The sequence below is a fragment of the Algimonas arctica genome, assembly GCF_014652695.1.
Classification (GTDB): domain Bacteria; phylum Pseudomonadota; class Alphaproteobacteria; order Caulobacterales; family Maricaulaceae; genus Litorimonas; species Litorimonas arctica.
Genome location: NZ_BMZH01000006.1, coordinates 143,346 through 162,818 on the forward strand (window position 1 = coordinate 143,346; position 19,473 = coordinate 162,818).

A 19,473-nucleotide genomic window follows, 5' to 3' on the forward strand; every position below is an offset into this window, starting at 1 on the left:
GTTGATTTGCCATCCGCCGCGCTGTCAGCCAAGCGAAACGAAAGGAGATTGCCGATGCGCCGCCCCCTATTCCTGAGTTGTCTCACCGCTTTAATGCTGAGCGCTTGTGCGTCGTTACCCGATGCGGAGCGTCCAATAGCCGGCGAACTCGCGGCAATCGACGGGGCAACGCCGGGCATGGTTGCTGCGGGTCAGGCTAATCACATTTACCGCTCACAGCTGGCGCAGCTGAATGATATTCGCGAAGCCGAAGCACGAGTCGATTTAGCGCGTGCGCGGCTTGATTTTGCAACTGTCCGTGATCGGGGCGCGGGGGATGGGGACGTCCGTGAATTCCTCGACGCGAGGCGCTCGCTTCGCAACCTGCGCAATGTGTATGGCCCGACCGACACGGGGCGACCGTCTTGGGGTTATCAACCCTATGGCTATGGCGGTCACTGGCCGCGTGGTCGCCGTCATTGGACGAATGGTCCTGTCGGCACATTGGGTCTGTCAGTGGATAAGGATATTGCCATTGGACAGGCCATGCCGCTGTCGATGCAATCCGGGAATTAATGCATCAGCGCCATATAGAGCCAATAGAGCCCGGCGAGCAGGATAAAGAGGCCCACTGAAAACCAGCCAAAATGCGTTTTCATAATCTCTTCGGCTTTGGGGCCAAAGGCTTTCACAACCCACGCCACAAGAAAGAAGCGCAGGGACCGAGACATGACAGAGGCGGCCATAAACACGGCAAAATTGATCTTGAGCGCCCCGCTCATGATTGTGATGACTTTGTAGGGGAAGGGGGTCAACCCCGCGCCGAAGACAGCGAGCGCGCCATATTGCTCCACCCGATTTGAAAAATCTCGGACGCTATCGGCTTTGCCTAAATGTTCGAGCAACGGCATGGCCAAGACATCGAACAATAGCATGCCAATAATATAACCTAAAATGCCACCGAGGACGGAGAATATCGTCGCGATCGTGGCCAGTCGCCACGCCTTTTCCGGGGACGCTTGGACCATCGGGATCAACATAATGTCTGGCGGGATCGGAAAAAACGAACTTTCCACAAAACACACGCCGGCAAAGATGCGTTCGGCATGGCGGTGACGGGCAGCAACCTTCACCCCTTCATACCAGCGTTCAAGAAATGCGAGACGACCCTTCATAGGACCGGACTAGTGGTCGTAAGTGTAGGGAGCGTAAAGAAAATTCTGTCGTAAATAGCAGGTCGACTTTGTTCGAAAAAAAGCGCCTCTGCAGAAGGCCTTAGTGATTGACGGCCGCTTTAATATTCCTGGCTTCAGCCTCCACCTTGAGCGCATGTTGATCGCGAAGGAAGGGGATAATTTTGGCTTTATCGATGACATGGTCAACGCCAAGACTTTTAGGGTCGCTTAGATAGGCGTGGTGAATATCATTAGAGATAATTGCAACCGTCTCAGTTTTGAACGCGGAGACAATGAAGGGGGCTGAAAACTCAGCTGAAATATTTCCTGATAGGTGGTTGTCCAACAACACAAGGTCATAGGGATGGCGCTGTAGGAAGTTAACTGCTTCACTGCATTTGTAGGCATGATCGACGCGAATGGGGGTGTGTGTCAGCGCTCTGAAAATCCGTTTGATAAGCTCTAACTCTTCAATTTCGTCATCAATGAGGAGGACATTAAAGACAGAAAAATCAGAAGCCATAGGCCCGTATTAAGGATTTGACGCCTGTTTACGAATGGCAACCGTCATCAGCGTTAACAATGTCTTGAATTATCGATTTAGCTGCTCGTTCCGCATAGGTATTGGTCATAAATATCACGCCCAAGCGAGAAATAGTCTGCTGCAGAGGGCGGTTTGACAAAATAACCGCTCGCGCCGTGCGCTGTCGCCATCTCCCGGTCTTCAGGCTGTTCAGACCCTGAAACCATTAGGACCGGCAAGTCACACAAATCAGGATTGGATCGGATGACGTCGAGCACCTCAAACCCATCCATGCCCGGCATACGAATGTCGATGATAGCTATTTTGGGGGTTTCTAGGGCAATCAAGGCAGCGACGGATTTTCCGCTGGATAGTTCGGTAAACTCAAGACTGTCATCTTTAAACGCGATCGCTTTCTTGATCATTTTACGATCAAAATCACTGTCATCAATTATGAGTACCTTATCCATCGTTCGGCCTCCTTGCCCGGAAAAGTTTAACTTGAAAACAACTTCCGGCGTTACCCGTTTCAATGAGCTCAATTGTTCCGCCATGTAAAGTGATAATACGGCGACATAAAGCCAAGCCGACCCCTGACCCTTCGATTTCAGAGTACGGTTTTGCTCGACCGAATAGGTCAAAGACTTGATCCGCGAAACTAGGGTCGATTCCTAACCCATTATCGCGTACCGAAATTACCCAATATTGCTTCTCTGTTTCAGCTGTAATTTCTATCTCGACGAGCCGTCTCTCTGAGCGGTATTTGATCGCGTTACTCACAAGGTTGGTAAAGACTTGTGCCAGCAGAGCATTGTCGCCGCGCACATAGATTTCAGCGTCGGGAAGTATGAGTGAGCCACCCGTTTCGTCGAGATGCCCTTGTTCATTATTCGCAACCTGTCGCAGGACGTTATTCAGATTAACAGGCCCGAGATCGACGCCTTCAGGTGACGCGCGCATGAATTTTAAGAAGCACTTGATGAGCTGTCGCATGTGGTTCACACCTGCGGCAATATCGTCGAAATAGGCGGTTGCTTCAGCAGGTAGGGCGTCGCCCAGTTCCAATTGCATCAATTCGGCGGATATCCCAATCTTGCGCAAGGGGGCTTGCAAATCATGTGATGCGAGTGACGCAAAATCATCCAAATTCTTATTTATGGATTTTAGGGTCGCTTCTTGTTCCTTCAATTCCGTGATATCGGTTGACACAACAAGAATGCGGGGCCCGTCTTCGCCGTCTGTAAAGGGGATTTTATCGGATTGGACCCAGAGTTGTTCGCCACTATCCGGGGTGAAGGGTTCGACCAAACCGCGGATCGCCTTCCCTGAATTGAACACACTTAAATCAGCGTCATGATAGTCTTTGGCCGCTTCACCAAACAAGTCATACGTGTTTTTACCCTCAACCTCCTCTACCGTCATTCCCATTGATGCGGCAGCGGCCTGATTGAGGCGAAGTATTTTATTCTTATCGTCTTTGTACCAAATGAGGGAGGGGACTGTGTCCAGGACAGATCGCAATTCCACATGCACAGCATCCAGCGCCTTTGTCTGCGCTGCAACTTGGTGTTCAAGGAGTGTTTTGCTGGTCACGTCCCGCCCGACAGATTGGTAGCCTTGCAAGACGTTTTCGTCGCTATAGAGGCCGATAATTGTAAACAGGACGTATTGTGGACCCGCGGGTCGATCAATGCGCTGGAGTGACGTCACACTAGGTGATTCCGGGCATATGTTTCCTAAAACAGACTTGATGACTTCATGTTGTTTTTCCTCTGATCGCAAAAATAGGTGGGTCCCTATGAGCGCGTCTTTGGACATTAGGAAAAAGGTCGCAGCAGCCTCATTGGCATAGGTAAAGTTCAATTCTTTATCCATCCGACAGATGAGGTCGGGATGCGTATCGAGGATGGAGTTTAACGTATCTATCATTCCGGACTTCCGCGGGGAGATTTTCATCCTAGGCGGCAGCATCTTAAGGTGAGCCTAACGTCAGACATCGCGGCCTTGATGTCTTTGATCGTCCACTCTCCGGACGTCGTTCTAGCTGGTCTCATCTGTCTCTCCACGAGATACTAGATGAGCAAAAAGTCTCTCTTAGCCCAGGCTCAAATCTGTGCCATGAGCGCTGACGACGGACATTCAAAATTTCCATTACGATCACAAGGGCGGGGTTTTCGTTCGCAATTGAGCCAAGTGATTCATTTTTTATGGGTTTCCAGCAATGACGGCGAGGATGCTCGATCAATATGAGGGCCGGTAAATTTTGGTGGTTGCTATGTGGTTGCTATCGATTTCTACACATCCCCCAACAACCTGCTAAGTCATTGAAAAGAGTGGTGCCCCCACACGGACTCGAACCGCGGACCCCCTGATTACAAATCAGGTGCTCTACCAGCTGAGCTATAGGGGCATGCTCGGTAGCCGCGCGCCTTTACGGTTGTTTCCGCGCGGCTACAAGTCGTCTTTTCAGATTTTTTCACATTGTCTTCAGTTGGCGGTTCGGCCCCGGAATGCGGCATAGATCGCGGCCATGATGAGATAGCCGATGAGCATATGCCCGAAGTCGAGCAAAAACCCGGATAATGAGTAGCCAGAATAGACGCATTGATAAGCGAGAACGGGGCCGACAATCGTCACGACGAGCCAGAACGCATATGTCAAGCAGGTCGCTATCCGCTTGGCGCCTGCGAGATGCAGCACCATCAGTAAACCGACAGCCTGCCCAAACGTGATCAAAAGCGCGAAGAACAACCATTGTCCCATACCCGTGTCGGCCATGCGGGTTTCGGCGATTTCTTGCGTGATGCCTTCAGCCGCAAGCCAGGCCTCTTCGAAGAGCATGCCGTACCACAGCCATCCGAACATGAAAAAAGCAACTGTCGCGACAATCACCGCGATCCAAGAAGTGTTAAAAATTTTCGGCATATTGTTCCCCCGGATAATCGCCCCTTCCATAATCATAGCATATTTTGGACATGAGCCGAAGCCATCCCTTGCGTGGGCGCGGGGACAGCGTTAGCGCCCGCCCATGTCCACGCGCTATTCCATCGGCTCTATGCTCGCCTTTATCCGGCGCCCTTATTTTCCGGCCGGTAAAGACCGGATGGGCGAACCGCAGCTTAAACACCTCGTGCAACTGCTGTTTTTTAGTCTCGCACTGATGATTATTGTCGGGGGCGTCGTCGGGGCCATCATTGCTGCTGTTAACGGCGACGTGCCGGAAAACGCCAATGAGACTATCGGGCAAGCCAGTCCCGCGATGTTACTACTTTACGGCGTGCTTCTCGCGCCGATCATTGAAGAAGTCGTGTTTCGCAGCTGGCTTGGCGGACGCCGGGCGTGTATTTTGGGCTTGCCGATTTTGGTGTCGCTGTTCGCCATTGGCTCAGCGGTCACCGCGGATATGTCACCCGTTGTAAGCTTTGTGATCGCTGCGGGGCTCGCGATCCTCGTTGTCGGTGTTGCCCGGCAATTTGCGTCGCTGCCTCCGTCGGCACAAAAAGCGGCGCGTTGGCGTTTATTCCCAGTCTCATTCTATGGCTCTGCGCTATTATTCGCGATGTTGCACATGGCGAATTACGAGGGGGGCCTCTCATCGCCGATTATGTTGCTCGCGATTCTCCCGCAATTTTTGGTCGCTTTGATTTTGGGATATGTGCGGATGCGGTTCGGGTTGATGCAGGCGATCGTCTTTCATGCCCTCTATAATTTGGTCTTGATTGGTGTGTTTCTGATGTCGACATCGCTGGCCCCGACGGTTGATACCGCCGCGATCCTTACACATCCGCTAGCACTAACCCTTGTCGTTGCGTCCGTAGCTGCCTAGACGCCCGCTCTATGAGCGACACACAGACACCCCAAACACAACAACGCATCCTGATCACGTCGGCCTTGCCCTATATCAATGGGGTCAAACACCTCGGCAATCTGGCCGGGTCGATGTTACCTGCGGATGTCTACGCCCGCGTGATGCGCTTGTTGGGGCATGACGTGCTCTATATTTGCGCGACTGATGAACATGGGACGCCTGCGGAGTTGGCGGCGGCCGAAGCGGGCATAACGGTCAAAGCCTATTGTGACCAGATGCACGAGGCCCAGCGCGAAAGCGGCGCCGCGTTTGATCTATCCTATGATTGGTTCGGGCGCAGCTCCTCACCCGCGACGGCGGCGCTGACGCAAAGCTTTTCCAGCACGTTAGAGAAAAACGGCCTGATCGAAGCGCGCATCTCTAAACAGGTCTATTCCAATGCCGATGGGCGCTACCTCCCGGACCGCTATGTCGAAGGCACCTGTCCGAATTGCGCGTTCGAGGCCGCGCGTGGCGATCAATGCGATAATTGTGGCAAGCTCCTTGACCCGATTGACCTGATCGATCCCTATAGTTCTGTGTCGGGTAGCCATGATGTTGAAATCCGCGAGACCGAACATCTATATCTGAAACAATCCGACATGAGCGACAGGCTGCGCGGTTGGGTGAATGAGCAGACGAGCTGGCCGGCGCTGGCGACATCGATTGCGCTTAAATGGCTCGACGAAGGCTTGCTGGATCGGTCGATTACTCGGGATCTGGATTGGGGTATTCCGGTTGTGGATGTCGAGGGTAATCCTCGCCCCGGTTTCGACGGCAAAGTATACTATGTGTGGTTCGACGCCCCCATCGCCTATATTGGCGCGACGCAGGATTGGGCGGCTGAAACGGGCGGTGAGTGGGAAAAATGGTGGCGCACGGACAAAGGCGCAGATGAGACCACCTATGTGCAGTTTATGGGCAAAGATAATGTCGCCTTCCACACGCTGTCTTTCCCGACGACCCTGATGGGTTCTGGTGAGCCGTGGAAACTGGTCGATACGCTCAAAGCGTTCAATTGGGTGACATGGTATGGCGGGAAATTTTCGACCTCGAGCAAACGCGGCGTCTTTATGGATCAGGCGATTGCGTTGGCGCCGAGCGATACATGGCGTTGGCATTTGATGGCCAACGCGCCGGAAGGCTCTGACGCGGCCTTTACGTGGGAAGAATTCCAATCCTCTGTCAATTCCGACCTTGCCAATGTGCTCGGCAATTTCGTCAACCGGATCACAAAATATACCGCGTCAAAATTTGACGCCGCCGTTCCGGATGGCGGCGAAGCGGGCGAAGACGAAGCCTGGGTCGTGGATGAAGTGAATACGCGCCTCGCCCTGATGGTCTCCTATTTCGAAGCGCGGGAGTTCCGCAAGGCGCTCAGTGAAATGCGCGCTATTTGGGCGGCGGGGAATGAATATCTCACCCGCGCGGCCCCGTGGACGCATTATAAAACCGATGTTGATCAAGCCGCCGTCGGGGTGCGGATGGGCCTTAATCTCGCGGCTCTCTTTGGCATTATCGCACAACCCATTATTCCCAATGCCGCCGACAATATTCTCGACGCTTTGGGTATTCCCGATAAACACCGGGGCTGGTCCGGCTTTAAAGGCTGGGAGACAGGCTTACCTGTCGGTTTGCGTATAACCTCACCGGACGTCTTGTTTGCGAAGATCGAAGATGATGAAGTCGCCGCATGGACGGCACAGTTCGGCGGAGGGGGACCCGTAGAATGACGCCGCCCAATGTTGCCCTCTATAATTGGATTCATCAGGCGTTTGATTTTCGAAGTCGCTCGACTCGGGCGGACTATTGGTGGACGCGTCTGTTCGTCTTTATCGTCTATTTCGCGCTTCTTTATACGTTCGTCGCAGGTCTGGGCCCCGATAAGGCGGAACTGCTCTTGGAGTGGCTGGCGACGCAACCGCAGAGTTTGGATGATTTTGATATTGGTCCGCTGCCGTCGCTAAGTAAATTCGCGCTGACCGCGGGGATCGTCTTTGCGATTTTAACGCTTATCCCCGATATATCGATCTCGTGGCGGCGGTTTCAGGATATGGGAAAGCCGGGCTGGTTGCATATCCTGTTTTTAGTTGCAGGCACGTTGATTCCGTTCTCAAGCTTGATTCAACTCGTCTGGTTCATCTTTCCGGGCACGCGCGGGGCAAACCGCTATGGTCCGGATAAATTAAGTCGTGGGCCCGATATTTTCTGAGAGCGGCTTTTATCTGACGCGCGGCTTTACGAAGGCCGTCACGGTCAAAAGCAGAATGCCGATAAGAGCTGTCCAGCCAATCACGGGCACTTCTGGACCTGTGAGATGCCGCCCGGCCAACCACGCGAGTCCCCAGACCGTCGGAAACACATAGGCTTTGTTGCTCTGTGAGTGGCGGCAGACCCACACGATGAGCCCGAGGGCCGCAATCAGTATCAGCAAGCTGCTGGTTAGGTTCGCCGTGCCGCCCGCGAATATATCGTAAGCTATGGGTGTCCAATTGAGGAAAACCGCCAAGCTACACCACCCGGCGATCAGGCTAATCGGAAGCCAACTCATCATGCGCTCCGCCCGGTTCGATTCACCATTTCGGGCCGTGATTTTAATCATCGCTACGATCAACGCGGCCACAGCGGGAATGAAGATCAGCGCCGATCCCCATTGGACCATAGCCATCGGAGCAAAGGCGGTAATGAGCGCCCAGCCGCAAATAAAGGCGAAACCGGCTGCGCTCCACCAGCCTGTGGCGCGGAAAACCTCCCGTGCGCTGTTTCGGGGCAGCGCCTGAAAAACGCCGTACGCGATGCAGAGCACAAATATCGGAAACCAAATCGAAAAGGCGGGGCCGGACGGGACCAACAGATTGTCGCTCATGTCAGAAAACTCGCCCGCTGTGCGTGCGCCGTCCATGACGAACCCGAGTGAGGAGAGGATCCACATGGCGGGAGCCAAAACGAGATTGGCACTCTGCCGCAGGAGGTCTGAAGGGGTCACAAGTTTGGTTTCCATCTTTATGTTACGTAGGTGAACCTAAAAAGTGTCTGTTTTCTTTCACATTTATTGCGTTTGTTCTGAATTTTTTTCCCTCGTTCGGCTCAATGTGCTACAGCTGAGATCTACGTAACGCTTCGAAAGGCCGTTTATGCAAATCCAGATCGTTTCCAAAGGCATTGATGTTTCAAAAGCTCTCGAAGAGCGCATATCAGACCGGCTCGAAGAGATGATGGATAAGTATATACACAGGGAAGGGGAGGCGCAGGTGTCTGTGTCTCGCGAAGGCACAGGCTTTAAGACAATCGTCTCTGTCCATTTGCCAACCGGATCCTCCTTCGAGGGCGAAGGCCGCGGGCAGGAAGCTTATCCCGCGTCCGATGAAGCGCTTGATCACATCGAAAAACGTCTGCGCCGTTACAAACGTCGGCTCAAGGATCATAGCCAAAAAGCAAAAGCCAAGGAGGCCGCTTTGTTCGTGCTGCATAATCCTGCGGGAAATGCGCCGGAGAATGAGAGCGATGATGACGGTCCGATTTCTGATGAACCGATGGTCATCGCTGAAAGCCTTGGACGTATTCGGACCCTGACGCCGGGAATGGCGGCCCTGGAAGTCGGTTTGGCCGACTCAGGTTTAGTGGTCTTTTATAATTCCCGCCACGGTGGTCTAAACGTCGTGTATAAGCGTCCAGACGGCCATATCGGGTGGATTGACCCTAAAAACTCAGATTGAGGTCCAAAATAACCCTGTAAATGGCATCTGCTGGGTGGGCTTGTTCCAAAGCGGAGCAGGCTGTAAGACACGCTCCGTTCCATCCAAGTCCGGCAGACTGTCGGGAGATGGAGTGTATTTTAGGACACGTCCTCCACGTGTCGACTGGACCCTAGAGATTAACGTCATGACCGACAGCGCCTTATTCAGCGCCGATACAATGCTTTGCGACCTCGCGGTAACGAGTTCAAAGCAGTTGTTCCGCGAGATCACACAAAAATTGATTGCGTCCTATGGGCTGGACGCCAAAGGCGTTGTTTGTCGGGACGTCGTCACGGCGGCGACGGAACGCGAACGTTTAGGATCGACGGGTGTCGGAAACGGCGTTGCTCTGCCGCATGCGCGCATGGAAGGCATGGACCGTGTCGTTGCGGCTTTTGCCCGTCTGGCTGAGCCGTTGGAATTTGACGCGATTGATGGGCGTCCGGTTGACTTAGTTTGCTTTCTGCTTGCGCCCGCCGATTGCGGCGGGGCGCATTTGCGCGCACTCGCCCGCGTTTCGCGCCTGTTGCGCCGCCCGGAAACCCGACAGCGTTTGCGCTCTGCGCCGACGTCCGAAGCGCTATATGCGATCTTGGCTGATGAAACGGCTAGCGCCGCCGCATAAGCTTAGCCGCAGCGGCTGAATTTCGCTTGCGGCGTGATAATCTGACGTTTGACGGGCTTGCCGCTTTTCGCCACGCCCGCTAGGGCGCGACGCATGGCTAAAAAGAACAAACCCTTCCGCCCCAAAGCACGTCGCCCCAGAGGGTTCGAGGATCGTCCGTCGGATGTGATCCGGGCGGAGAGCGCGCTCATCGCCAAGGCGTTCGCAGTTTATGATAGCTTTGGGTTCGAACCCCTCCAGACCCCGGCGTTTGAATATGCGGATGCGCTCGGGAAGTTCCTGCCCGATGAAGACAGACCCAATGTCGGCGTTTTCGCTTTGCAAGATGATGATGAGCAATGGCTCAGCCTCCGCTATGATCTGACCGCGCCGCTGGCCCGGTTCGTGGCTGAAAATTATGATGCGCTGCCCAAGCCTTATCGGCGCTACCAAGCGGGTTCAGTCTTTCGGAACGAAAAACCGGGGCCGGGCCGATTCCGTGAGTTTACGCAATGTGATGCGGATACGGTCGGGGCTGGCAGCGCCGTGGCTGACGCGGAAATGATTATGGTCGCAGCAGAAATCGCCCGAGCGGCGGGGCTGCGCGATGATCAATATGCCGTGCGCGTCAATAACCGCAAATTGCTCGACGGTATTCTCGAAGCCTCAGACGTACCGAATACCGAAGCTGGCGCTGTGCAACGGTTACAAGTCCTGCGCGCGATCGATAAGCTTGATCGCCTTGGCGAGGAAGGCGTCGAAGCCTTACTCGGCGACGGTCGTGAGGATGAGAGCGGAGACTATACAGAGGGCGCAAAGCTTAATTCCGCAGGGATCAAAGCCGTGCTTGGGTTTACGACCGCGTCCGATGCAAACCGGGAAACGACGATAGCGACCCTGTCGGGTCTTGTCGGCTCGTCAGATCGGGGCAAGCAGGGTGTCGATGAATTGGCAGAAATTGACCGACTTCTGACCGCAACAGGCTTCGGCCCAGAACGGGTTAGCTTTGATACCTCAGTGGTGCGCGGACTTGGCTATTACACAGGGCCCGTGTTTGAACTGGAACTGCTGGCGGAAATTACGGACCGTAAAGGTCGCCCCGTTAGGATCGGTTCCATCGGGGGCGGTGGCCGATATGATGATTTGGTCTCGCGCTTCCGTGGGCAACCCGTCCCGGCGACAGGGTTTTCGTTCGGGGTGTCTCGTTTCGTCTCCGCCCTAGAGCGGATGGAGGCGTTGCAATCGGAGGCTCAACCGCCTGTGCTCATCACGGTTTTCGATAAGTCTCTCTTGCCGGAATATTTTAAACTCGCGGCCGAGTTACGCGCGTCTGGTATTCGTACGGAAGTCTTTACCGGGTCCGGCAATGTCACGAAACAGATGAAATATGCTGACCGTCGCGGCGTTAAACTTGCCGTCCTTATTGGCTCTGAAGAAGCGCAGGCCGGGCAGGTGACGCTGAAAGACCTCGTCCTGGGCGCAGAAATGGCGAAGGCGATTGAGACGAATGAAGAATGGAAATCGGCCCGCCCGGCGCAACAAACAGTCAGTCGCGAGAATGCCGTCGCCGCGATCCGTGAAATGATGGCAGACGAATAGAAAAAGACGGCGCATTAAAAGGATGGCGGCCTCGCAAGTCGCCATGGGAGAGGTAAGACGTGGAGGCCGCCCAGGGTAGGGACAGCCTCTCATAGACTGTCGATCGTGACAGCAATGTGGCCACTATCTGACAAGTTTGTGAGGTTTGCGGCTAGAGCCTATTGTCATAGCTCACAGCATCTGAGCCGCTCGGTAAGCTGATCACCGTCCCATCCCGCGATACGGTGATCGGACCGTCATAAACGTCGACGGCATCACCGAGAAACATCTTGTTGAGGGCTTTTGCCGGTAGCGGCGGAATAATATGATAAAGCACGAGCGCATTGGCGTCGACTTCGGTCGCGGCGCGCGCCGCGTCATGCGGGCTTGTATGATAATCGGGGATATCCGCCATAATTTTTGCGAGGCTCACGGCCCCATTCTTTTCAGCGGCGGCGCCTAATGTCGCGACCATGTCGGTGTTCAACGCTTCGTGAAAGAGAACATCGACGCCTTGGGACTGGGCGATCAAATTTGGGGAATAGACGGTATCGCCAGAGATCGCGATGGATCGGTCTTTATAATCGATCCGATAGCCAAACGCGCCTTTGACGGGCGCATGGTCAACCGTAAACGCTGTGATTTTCAAACCGCCTTCATCGCGTAAAACCTGACTGTCTAGCCCGTCGATTTCAATGGGTTGTGCGCCAAATCCGCTCGGGTTCGCAACGGCCACACCGTGATGCTCAGTCCGATGTTGTGAATCGAGCCGGTAGGCTTGCATAAAACCGTCCGTGACAATTTCTGTGCCGCGCGGCCCTGTCACGGGCAGCGGTGTATCGCGTCGACCGTTGATCCAACTCAGCATGAGGGCCTCGCCCAAGCCGTCAATATGGTCGGAATGGAGATGGGTCAGGTAGATATTATCGATTTTATCAACCGGAAAACCCATTTGAAGGAGATTGCGAAATCCTCCGCTACCCGCATCGATAATGAAGGCCTTATCGCCCGCTAGAATTCCCAAGGTCGGGCCGTTTCGCAGGGGATCCGGTATGGGGGCGCCCGCCCCCCCAATAAAGACATAAAGACCATCGTCAAAATCAGCTGTCGTGTTTGTCCCAACAAGCTCTTGCGCCAAGGCCTCGAACCGGTTGGGGACGAGAACCGTATGCGCAAAGCGTAAGGCTGCGAGCCCGGCTAAAAGCAGAATGACGCCAATGGCGATAATTTTTTTCATACTCAAGGTTCCCGAAATGAACCGAACCAAAAAAAAGGCCCAAACGCAAGCGTTTGAGCCTAGTCGAAAAGAGAAAGACCGTTTTACTGGCCTAACTATGGGGTAGGGGAATGGGCCTGAACGGTGTCTGAATGTCTCTTTTGTCATGTGCCGCGTTGACGGATTGGCCTTTGCGCACGACAGAGGCGGCATGCTCGACCTTAAAATCATTCCCGTCACCCCGTTTCAGCAAAATTGCTCGCTGCTTTATGATACTGACACGATGGAAGGCATATTTGTCGATCCGGGCGGGGAAGCGGACCGCCTCAAGGCGACGCTGAGTGAGCTCGGGGTGACGCTCAAAGAAATTTGGCTCACACACGGTCATTTGGATCACGCGGGCGGGGCGGATCAATTACGCGAAGAGCTCGGCGTGCCGGTGATCGGCCCGCATAAGGATGACCAATTCTGGATGGATGGCATTAGCGATCAATGGGCGCAATATGGCCACCCGGGGATGGGCCGCGCCGTGGTCCCAGATCGATATTTAGAGGACGGCGATACGCTGGAACTCGGCGGTATTACGTTTGATGTCGCGCATACGCCCGGTCACACGCCCGGCCATGTCGTTATCCATAATCAAGCGATGAAGATTGCCTTTGTCGGCGATGTGCTGTTCCAAGGATCAATTGGACGGACGGACTTTCCTAAGGGCAATCATGCGCAACTAATCGAGAGTATCAAGACCAAGCTTTTCCCGCTCGGCGACGCCATGCGCTTTGTGCCGGGTCACGGAAATATGAGCACGTTTGGGCAAGAACGCCGGACGAACCCTTTTGTCGGGGAAGGCGCGAGCCTTGGCCCGAACACGTCCGGTCCGGGCTAAGGGCTGTCTGGGCTAAGCCTCGATAATCATTCTTGCGCTGACTGGGTGTTTTTGACCGACGTAAGAACCCGTTGTTGCAAACCGTTCGGGTTCAAGCTGCGCGCAATATTGAACAATTCCCCGTCGACTGTGACGTTGAATTGGAACGGGATGTTATAGAGAACTTCTGGGTTGGCCCCCGTAAATTGGAGGCCAAGACTGATCTCTCCGTCGAGCGGACCGTTAATTTCCATAAAGAGCGCATCATAATTGAAGTTTTTGAGGGCTTCGATGGCTTTGGCCGCAAATTCATTAGGGATGGCGTCCACGACGTCTTTCCCTTGATAGCGGATAACGCCGCCGTTTTTGACCTCAAGCCGGCCTTTTTCAACCAAAACATCAATCCCGCGCACGACAACGGGGATTGTGCCTTCCAAGGCACCGGAAATGCTCAACCTGCCATTCCCCACACCTTTGAGGAAATCACCGACTTCGACCTCGCTGACACGTAAGGTTATGCGGTTTTCCGGTGCGCCGTAAATCCATGTGAAGGGATCGAATGAGACTTGCCCCTCGCCAAGCGGGAAAATAGCTCGCGATATTGCGACGCCTTCAGAGACGAGCGCATAAGTCACTTCCCCGTTTTGTAGGGGAAAACCGGGGTCAAATGTTTCGATCGTAAGCCGTTGATCAGGCGCTGTGACGACAGGGAAGAGCGACGTCAGTTCGACCACCCCCGATAGGCCTGTGATTGGACCGGGCGCTGTTCCGAGCGACATATTGACGATTTCAAATGTTCCGGTCCCTGACGGCGCGGTATCTGTGCCGAACAGGACGTGTAGATCAGCATTAATGCCGCCATCAACTTGTGCGACTTTACCGCGAAGAGTGGGGACGAGATCTTGCGGCTGCAGCGCGCCGGGTTGGAATTGCAATCCGCGTATTTGAATATCTGCGTCGCCCTGACCTTCCATCATACGGAAATTGACATCAATGGGCGTATTGGGCGCGCGCGGTAATGATGTTTGCGCCGTGCCTGTAAATTGACCCGCGTCGAAAAGGAGTGTTCCTGACACGGGCAGAACGGGGATGGGAAATGAACTGAGCCCTTGCGTCAAAACTTTGACGCGTCCGTTTTCGTAATTCAGCGAATATTGCTCCGCCGTGCCTTCCGCCTCAATCGCCATGTCTCGCACAGCATAAGCCGGGGTGGTGAGTGTGGATGACGGTGTGCTCAGCGCAAAAGTCGTGCGGCCATTATTGGATAATCCGACGTCCAGGTCTCCGCGCGGCAGGACCAAATCAGTCCCGGCGACCGGGAACGTTTCGGACTGTAAAGCCAAATCGGAAAAGCCGATGGCCCAGTCTTGCGTGTTCAGCCTGATATCGCCTGCCACATCTGCCTTGGCGAATTGTAAGTCTAAGGCGGCGGCCTCGACTAAATCCGTAGCGGGACGGCGGGCCGTTAGACGGGCATCGATCAGAGCCGTGCGTACGGCGGCACGGTCCGTCCCTGTGCGATCATATAGGGGTGACGCAGGTTTGAGCTCCCCTTCAAAATCTTCAACAGTCCATTCAGACGTCGTTTCTAGGCGCGCAATTTTCAGCCGCCTATCGGGGGTAAAATCGACTTTCGTACGGGTGTCTGACAGGTGGGCCGTTAATGTGCCGCCCGCAATTAAGCCTTGCGCATATCCACCCGGTATATCCCCATCATAGTCGGCTGCGCCGCGCAGGATAAGGCGCGACGGCGCGTTAATCGGCGCGACATAGTCAAACCCAACTGAGAGAGGGCTGAGCCGGGCAGGGCGCTGATTTTGTGTTTGAGTGCGCCAGTTAGAGCGCGTTTTTAATCGACCTGTCGCGCTCGCAATTCCGTCGATACTCAATCCCGTGGTCGACCGAATGCTCATCCGTAACGGGTCGAGGGTCAAAGGAGTAGGGCGTGATAGGGACGCTTGCATCGCGATTACGTAGTCTGCGCGCCCGATTGTATGCTGATAAAGGGGTTCGGCGTAAACGGGGCTGATAATGGCTTGCGTGCGATTTGTTTTCACTGTCATGGGCCGCAGCAGGTCTAGCCGTCTCTGCGAGTCCGAGATCAGGACAGACAGCGATGTGGAGATATCGGATCCGGCCAGAAGGTCACGGATCGGGTCGACGAGACTTGGGGCGAAATTCATCGCGACGGGAACTTCGGACAGGGCACCGGCGAGGCTGAGTGTGCGCGCCAAGTCTTTGCGGCGTGCCGCGTCAGTCAATGAAACGCCCGTGAGATCAGTCTCTCCGGTTGCCCTGAATTCTGCGCCGTCCCAGCGTCCATCAATATTCAGGTGTGTGACCTTCCCTATTATTCCCGCACGTGTGTCAAATGATCCGCCTTGGATTTTTGCGGTCCCTGTGACGACGCCTGTGTCTTTTTGAAGTGTGACGTCCAAAGCCAGCCGCGTGTCGCTTAAGCGTCCTGAGGGTTGAACAAACGTGAGTCGCGTTGAGGGGAGGGAGACGGAATAGGATTCTGGATGGCCTGTGACGGAAAACGGACCGTCGGCGCTCAGACGCATCTCGTCGCGTGCCAGCGTAAACGGCTCTAGAAGACCATCGACAGTGAACTTGTCGGGACTTGCAACCTCGGCATCGCCTTTGATCGGGATTTCACCATAAGGTGTTTTCAGCACAATAGAGCCGTCTGTGAGACCAATGCCTCTTGTGGGAAACGCCGATGCGCCGCCGCTAGCAGGCGGTCGCCAACCATCTATGATCGCTCCGGTTTCATCGACCGTAATGGTCGCCTCTAACCCGGTGAAATCGAGCCGCTCAACTTTTCCATGTAACAGGTCGCGCCATTGGTATGCGGCTTGCAGGCGATTAACCGTAAGGAAGGATTGTCCGTCATAGGCAAGGCTAATGTTGCGAATGTCGGCAGTCTTCCCATTGGCAGACCGAATTTTAAGATCCGCTTGGATACCGAGGGAGTCGAAATATGTGATCGCTTGGCGTTCGATCAATTCATACCGGTTCGACCAAGCCCAGGCAGCAGCCAGGGCAATGGCCAGCAGGACAGTGAATGTAATCCAAGCCATAATTCGCATGACCCACTGGAGTGGGCTGCGCTTGGTCGTTGATTTGGGCGATAGCCTCATGTCACGACGCTTACGCGGGACGGAGCAGCCTCACCATAGAAAAGCTGACTATAAAAAAGCTGTAAGGTGACGGAGATGTTTGCGACGGTTAACAATTTACCAACGGGCGGTAGGCACAGTGGGGGCCACGCAGCACCGAATAGAGACATTCGCGCCACTAATGTTGATCAAGGACGACCCGATTCAATGAATAATACCTTGAAAAATGCTCTCTCGGTTCGCGCTCGCGCCTATGCCGATTATAGTTCAACCCGTATTCCGGCTCGCAACAAGCTTAAAGCCCTCGCGGCTGGTGGCGCTTTGGTCCTGATTGCGATGATGGCTTTGCCGCACGGTGCGGCGCCCGAACAATCCGTTGAAGTCGCGGAACTCATTACATTGACGCCCGCGCATGATCTGTCCCGCTTTGATATGGCGCTGGCCGATGAATTTGCGGCGCCGATTCGCGTGCAACACGACGTCACACTGAAGCCCGGTGATAATTTGGGGCCGATGCTGCAACGTGAAGGGATGAGTGGATCTGACGCGCACCGTTTCGTGCAAGCTTTTTCAGAAGAATTTTCACCCCGCCGATTGCGCGCCGGACAAACCTTTAATCTCCATGTTGAAAACGGCGTTGTTTCCGATGTGACCTTCCGTCCGTCAGCCGAGAAAACGATTTTCGTCTCGCGTAAGGGGGATGACTGGAGCGCGCGCGGTGTCGCCGCTGAATTCCGGTATGAGACCTTGTCAGTTCGCGCCACCATTGAAAATTCACTCTATGTTGATGCGACACGCCTGGGTGCGCCCGACAAAGTTGTCGCGCAATTTGCGAATATTTATGAATATTCGGTCGATTTCCAACGCGATATTCAACCCGGCGATGAATTTGAATTATTCTTCGAAGTCGCTCGTGATCATACGGGCAACATCGTAAAAGCGGGCGACCTGCTTTACACCTCCTTTTCTCCGCGCGGAAAAACGATGGATTACTGGCTGTTTGAAGACAGTGAAGGTCAAGAGAATTTCTACGATGCAAGCGGTCAAACGGCAAAACGGAAATTGCGCGCAACCCCAATTAATGGGGCCCGATTGAGTTCGTCCTACGGGAGCCGAAAACACCCTATTCTGGGATATCGTAAAATGCATAGTGGTGTCGATTTCGCGGCGCCACGCGGCACCCCGATTTTGGCCGCCGGGTCCGGCACAATCGAACGGGCCAATCGGTATGGCAGCTTTGGCAATTACGTCCGTATTCGCCATTCTGACGGCTACCAGACAGCGTATGCGCACATGAAGGGTTTTGCCGGCGGAATAAAATCGGGGGCGCGCGTGCGTCAGGATCAAGTCATTGGCTATGTTGGGACAACAGGCCGATCCACAGGGCCGCATTTGCACTATGAAGTCATTCATAATGGCAAGAAAATTAACCCACGCCGTCTGAGCCAACTCTCTGGCAAGCCGCTATCGTCAACACAAATGCCAATCTTTGAGACACGTCGGGATCAAATTGAAGCGATGCGGGCCGGCTCAACGGTTATTGAGCCAGAGCAAGCCATGGCTGTTCTATCGGCTGAAATTCCGGGCTAGTCCTTCGCGGGTGGAAATAATCAGCCTTAGGCAGGGCTGAACTATTTCTTTTACGACAATTGACTGCTTTGCTTATTTGAAATTGCGTGCGAGAAAATTTTATTAACCTTCAGGTTGAGTCTACAGATCAATCCGCTTGCGGGTTAAATGTCGTGTGAGTTAGAAGGCAGTAATTCACTTTGCCCCCAAATTGGCTTTAGACATGAAAAACCTCATCAATTTCTTTTTCTCTTTTGAAAAACTATTCAAAGAAAAACTTATCGTTCCGTTCTTTTGGCTCGCGCTAATCGTCATGGCGTTGGCTTATTCTGCAGAAATACTCGACGCTATTTCGCTGGGCCTTCTAGCGAAGGTCATCGCTTTTGTTGGGATTTTTGCGGAGATCTTGCTGGTCTTAATTACGATCCGGATTGTGTCCGAAATTTTCGTTGCGATTTTCCGCATAAATGACAATCTTTCGCCGGATGGTGGAAAAGGGGAACTCGCCGATATTGATCCTGTTGGCGAAGCCCGCAAGGCCGCCGAATTAGCCGCATCAAGAACGCGGGAAATGACCAAGACCGCGACCGATAAAGCGATCTCAGCAACCTCAGCAAAATCAATTGAAGCATCTAAGACCGCGCACACGAACGAGGTTATGGGCAAGGGCTCAGTCCCAAAGTCAACTGACGAGCCGACACCTGTGAAGGTCTTGGAACCCTCTGCGATTGACGGGCAAGCTATCAAGCGGGGTCGGGGCCGTCCAAAGGGGTCGACCAGTAAAGCCAAATCTGCTGCAGCCAAAAGGCCCGCGACGAAGCCTGCGCCCAAATTAGACCCTGTGACGGGCGAGCCGATCAAACGCGGTCGGGGTCGTCCCAAAGGTTCGACGAATAAAACGAAATCAACTGCGGCTAAACCAGCCCCTAAGCTTGATCCTGTGACGGGCGAGCCGATTAAACGCGGTCGTGGTCGTCCAAAGGGCTCAACCAATAAAACGAAATCAGCCGCGGCTAAGCCAGCCCCTAAACTGGACCCTGTCACGGGCGAGCCGCTAATAGCGCGGCGCGGTCGGCCAAAAGGGTCGAAGAATAAAGCGAAGCCTGCGGGAGCTGCCAGCTCGTCAACCACTCGCAAGCGAGGGCCGAAGCCCGGGACAAAAGTGAAGCGCGATGCGGACGGTAATTTGCTTAAGAAGGACGGCACTCCGCGCAAAAAGCCCGGTCCTAAAACTTAAGATAACTGATCTTCCATCAGA

18 protein-coding genes and 1 tRNA gene are annotated in these 19,473 nt (G+C 54.2%); 10 read left to right on the forward strand and 9 right to left on the reverse strand.

The genetic code is table 11. From position 1 onward, the window contains the following. The first annotated feature begins 54 nt into the window (after nt 1–54). A complete protein-coding gene (locus IE105_RS09010) occupies nt 55–555 on the forward strand; it encodes a hypothetical protein (RefSeq protein ID WP_189497644.1) in 501 nt (166 codons plus the stop codon). On the opposite strand, the gene IE105_RS09015 is transcribed toward IE105_RS09010, so the two are convergent. The 6 genes from IE105_RS09015 to IE105_RS09040 form a co-directional block, all read right to left on the reverse strand. After that, nucleotides 552–1,154 (reverse strand): YqaA family protein, encoded by a 603-nt coding sequence (locus tag IE105_RS09015; protein ID WP_189497646.1) that lies wholly within the window; start codon nt 1,152–1,154, stop codon nt 552–554. The two genes, IE105_RS09010 and IE105_RS09015, sit on opposite strands and share 4 nt — an antisense overlap. A gap of 100 nt (nt 1,155–1,254) precedes the next feature. Continuing rightward, a complete protein-coding gene (locus IE105_RS09020) occupies nt 1,255–1,677 on the reverse strand; it encodes a response regulator (protein ID WP_189497648.1) in 423 nt (140 codons plus the stop codon). Nucleotides 1,678–1,754: 77 nt separating this feature from the next. Next, nucleotides 1,755–2,147: a response regulator gene (locus tag IE105_RS09025; protein ID WP_189497650.1), complete on the reverse strand. Its 393-nt coding sequence runs from the start codon at nt 2,145–2,147 to the stop codon at nt 1,755–1,757. Further along, complete coding sequence (locus IE105_RS09030) at nt 2,140–3,606, reverse strand: PAS domain-containing sensor histidine kinase (protein ID WP_189497652.1); 1,467 nt, start codon at nt 3,604–3,606, stop codon at nt 2,140–2,142. The genes IE105_RS09025 and IE105_RS09030 overlap by 8 nt, the downstream gene beginning before the upstream one ends. A 405-nt stretch (nt 3,607–4,011) precedes the next feature. Then, nucleotides 4,012–4,087 (reverse strand) — tRNA-Thr (locus IE105_RS09035). Nucleotides 4,088–4,164: 77 nt separating this feature from the next. After that, nucleotides 4,165–4,602, reverse strand: a complete 438-nt coding sequence (locus tag IE105_RS09040) for a DUF1761 domain-containing protein (RefSeq protein WP_189497654.1) — start codon at nt 4,600–4,602, stop codon at nt 4,165–4,167. A gap of 103 nt (nt 4,603–4,705) precedes the next feature. On the opposite strand from IE105_RS09040, the gene IE105_RS09045 reads away from it, so the two are divergent. From IE105_RS09045 to IE105_RS09055, 3 genes are read left to right on the forward strand one after another with little or no spacing between them, the layout of a single operon-like run. Further along, nucleotides 4,706–5,503 (forward strand): CPBP family glutamic-type intramembrane protease, encoded by a 798-nt coding sequence (locus IE105_RS09045; protein WP_189497657.1) that lies wholly within the window; start codon nt 4,706–4,708, stop codon nt 5,501–5,503. Between the two features lie 11 nt (nt 5,504–5,514). Next, complete coding sequence (gene metG, locus IE105_RS09050; protein ID WP_189497659.1) at nt 5,515–7,257, forward strand: methionine--tRNA ligase; 1,743 nt, start codon at nt 5,515–5,517, stop codon at nt 7,255–7,257. After that, complete coding sequence (locus tag IE105_RS09055) at nt 7,254–7,736, forward strand: DUF805 domain-containing protein (RefSeq protein ID WP_189497661.1); 483 nt, start codon at nt 7,254–7,256, stop codon at nt 7,734–7,736. The genes metG and IE105_RS09055 overlap by 4 nt, the downstream gene beginning before the upstream one ends. A 9-nt stretch (nt 7,737–7,745) precedes the next feature. On the opposite strand, the gene IE105_RS09060 is transcribed toward IE105_RS09055, so the two are convergent. Further along, nucleotides 7,746–8,525: a TspO-related membrane protein gene (locus IE105_RS09060; protein WP_189497663.1), complete on the reverse strand. Its 780-nt coding sequence runs from the start codon at nt 8,523–8,525 to the stop codon at nt 7,746–7,748. A 133-nt stretch (nt 8,526–8,658) separates the two neighbouring features. Here IE105_RS09060 and hpf point away from each other — a divergent pair, with 133 nt between their 5' ends. From hpf to hisS, 3 genes are all read left to right on the forward strand, one after another. Next, complete coding sequence (hpf, locus tag IE105_RS09065) at nt 8,659–9,240, forward strand: ribosome hibernation-promoting factor, HPF/YfiA family (RefSeq protein ID WP_189497665.1); 582 nt, start codon at nt 8,659–8,661, stop codon at nt 9,238–9,240. Nucleotides 9,241–9,406: 166 nt separating this feature from the next. Further along, nucleotides 9,407–9,886: a PTS sugar transporter subunit IIA gene (locus tag IE105_RS09070; protein ID WP_189497667.1), complete on the forward strand. Its 480-nt coding sequence runs from the start codon at nt 9,407–9,409 to the stop codon at nt 9,884–9,886. Nucleotides 9,887–9,979: 93 nt separating this feature from the next. Beyond that, a complete protein-coding gene (gene hisS / locus IE105_RS09075; RefSeq protein ID WP_189497669.1) occupies nt 9,980–11,464 on the forward strand; it encodes a histidine--tRNA ligase in 1,485 nt (494 codons plus the stop codon). Nucleotides 11,465–11,615: 151 nt separating this feature from the next. On the opposite strand, the gene IE105_RS09080 is transcribed toward hisS, so the two are convergent. Then, nucleotides 11,616–12,680 (reverse strand): MBL fold metallo-hydrolase, encoded by a 1,065-nt coding sequence (locus IE105_RS09080; protein ID WP_189497671.1) that lies wholly within the window; start codon nt 12,678–12,680, stop codon nt 11,616–11,618. A 190-nt stretch (nt 12,681–12,870) separates the two neighbouring features. On the opposite strand from IE105_RS09080, the gene IE105_RS09085 reads away from it, so the two are divergent. Continuing rightward, nucleotides 12,871–13,545 carry an MBL fold metallo-hydrolase gene (locus IE105_RS09085; RefSeq protein ID WP_189497673.1) on the forward strand — a complete coding sequence of 225 codons (675 nt, stop codon included), beginning with the start codon at nt 12,871–12,873 and terminating at the stop codon, nt 13,543–13,545. Nucleotides 13,546–13,571: 26 nt separating this feature from the next. Here the strand turns inward: IE105_RS09085 and IE105_RS09090 are convergent, their stop codons facing one another. Continuing rightward, nucleotides 13,572–16,667, reverse strand: a complete 3,096-nt coding sequence (locus IE105_RS09090) for an intermembrane phospholipid transport protein YdbH family protein (protein ID WP_189497674.1) — start codon at nt 16,665–16,667, stop codon at nt 13,572–13,574. Nucleotides 16,668–16,853: 186 nt separating this feature from the next. Between IE105_RS09090 and IE105_RS09095 the strand changes: the two genes are divergently transcribed. Next, nucleotides 16,854–18,236 (forward strand): M23 family metallopeptidase, encoded by a 1,383-nt coding sequence (locus tag IE105_RS09095; RefSeq protein ID WP_189497676.1) that lies wholly within the window; start codon nt 16,854–16,856, stop codon nt 18,234–18,236. 202 nt (nt 18,237–18,438) lie between these two features. Then, the gene (locus IE105_RS09100; protein ID WP_189497678.1) at nt 18,439–19,452 is read left to right on the forward strand and encodes a DUF4282 domain-containing protein; all 1,014 of its coding nucleotides are present in this window, start codon (nt 18,439–18,441) and stop codon (nt 19,450–19,452) included. Nucleotides 19,453–19,473 lie beyond the last annotated feature (21 nt).

Coding starts and splice junctions, on each gene's coding strand:
- IE105_RS09045 (WP_189497657.1), top strand. CDS start 4,706: ATGTCCACGCGCTATTCCATCGGCTCTATGCTCGCCTTTATCCGGCGC.
- hisS (WP_189497669.1), top strand. CDS start 9,980: ATGGCTAAAAAGAACAAACCCTTCCGCCCCAAAGCACGTCGCCCCAGA.
- IE105_RS09055 (WP_189497661.1), top strand. CDS start 7,254: ATGACGCCGCCCAATGTTGCCCTCTATAATTGGATTCATCAGGCGTTT.
- IE105_RS09070 (WP_189497667.1), top strand. CDS start 9,407: ATGACCGACAGCGCCTTATTCAGCGCCGATACAATGCTTTGCGACCTC.
- IE105_RS09085 (WP_189497673.1), top strand. CDS start 12,871: ATGCTCGACCTTAAAATCATTCCCGTCACCCCGTTTCAGCAAAATTGC.
- IE105_RS09090 (WP_189497674.1), bottom strand. CDS start 16,667: ATGAGGCTATCGCCCAAATCAACGACCAAGCGCAGCCCACTCCAGTGG.
- IE105_RS09010 (WP_189497644.1), top strand. CDS start 55: ATGCGCCGCCCCCTATTCCTGAGTTGTCTCACCGCTTTAATGCTGAGC.
- IE105_RS09015 (WP_189497646.1), bottom strand. CDS start 1,154: ATGAAGGGTCGTCTCGCATTTCTTGAACGCTGGTATGAAGGGGTGAAG.
- hpf (WP_189497665.1), top strand. CDS start 8,659: ATGCAAATCCAGATCGTTTCCAAAGGCATTGATGTTTCAAAAGCTCTC.
- IE105_RS09020 (WP_189497648.1), bottom strand. CDS start 1,677: ATGGCTTCTGATTTTTCTGTCTTTAATGTCCTCCTCATTGATGACGAA.
- IE105_RS09095 (WP_189497676.1), top strand. CDS start 16,854: ATGAATAATACCTTGAAAAATGCTCTCTCGGTTCGCGCTCGCGCCTAT.
- IE105_RS09080 (WP_189497671.1), bottom strand. CDS start 12,680: ATGAAAAAAATTATCGCCATTGGCGTCATTCTGCTTTTAGCCGGGCTC.
- IE105_RS09025 (WP_189497650.1), bottom strand. CDS start 2,147: ATGGATAAGGTACTCATAATTGATGACAGTGATTTTGATCGTAAAATG.
- IE105_RS09100 (WP_189497678.1), top strand. CDS start 18,439: ATGAAAAACCTCATCAATTTCTTTTTCTCTTTTGAAAAACTATTCAAA.
- IE105_RS09030 (WP_189497652.1), bottom strand. CDS start 3,606: ATGATAGATACGTTAAACTCCATCCTCGATACGCATCCCGACCTCATC.
- metG (WP_189497659.1), top strand. CDS start 5,515: ATGAGCGACACACAGACACCCCAAACACAACAACGCATCCTGATCACG.
- IE105_RS09060 (WP_189497663.1), bottom strand. CDS start 8,525: ATGGAAACCAAACTTGTGACCCCTTCAGACCTCCTGCGGCAGAGTGCC.
- IE105_RS09040 (WP_189497654.1), bottom strand. CDS start 4,602: ATGCCGAAAATTTTTAACACTTCTTGGATCGCGGTGATTGTCGCGACA.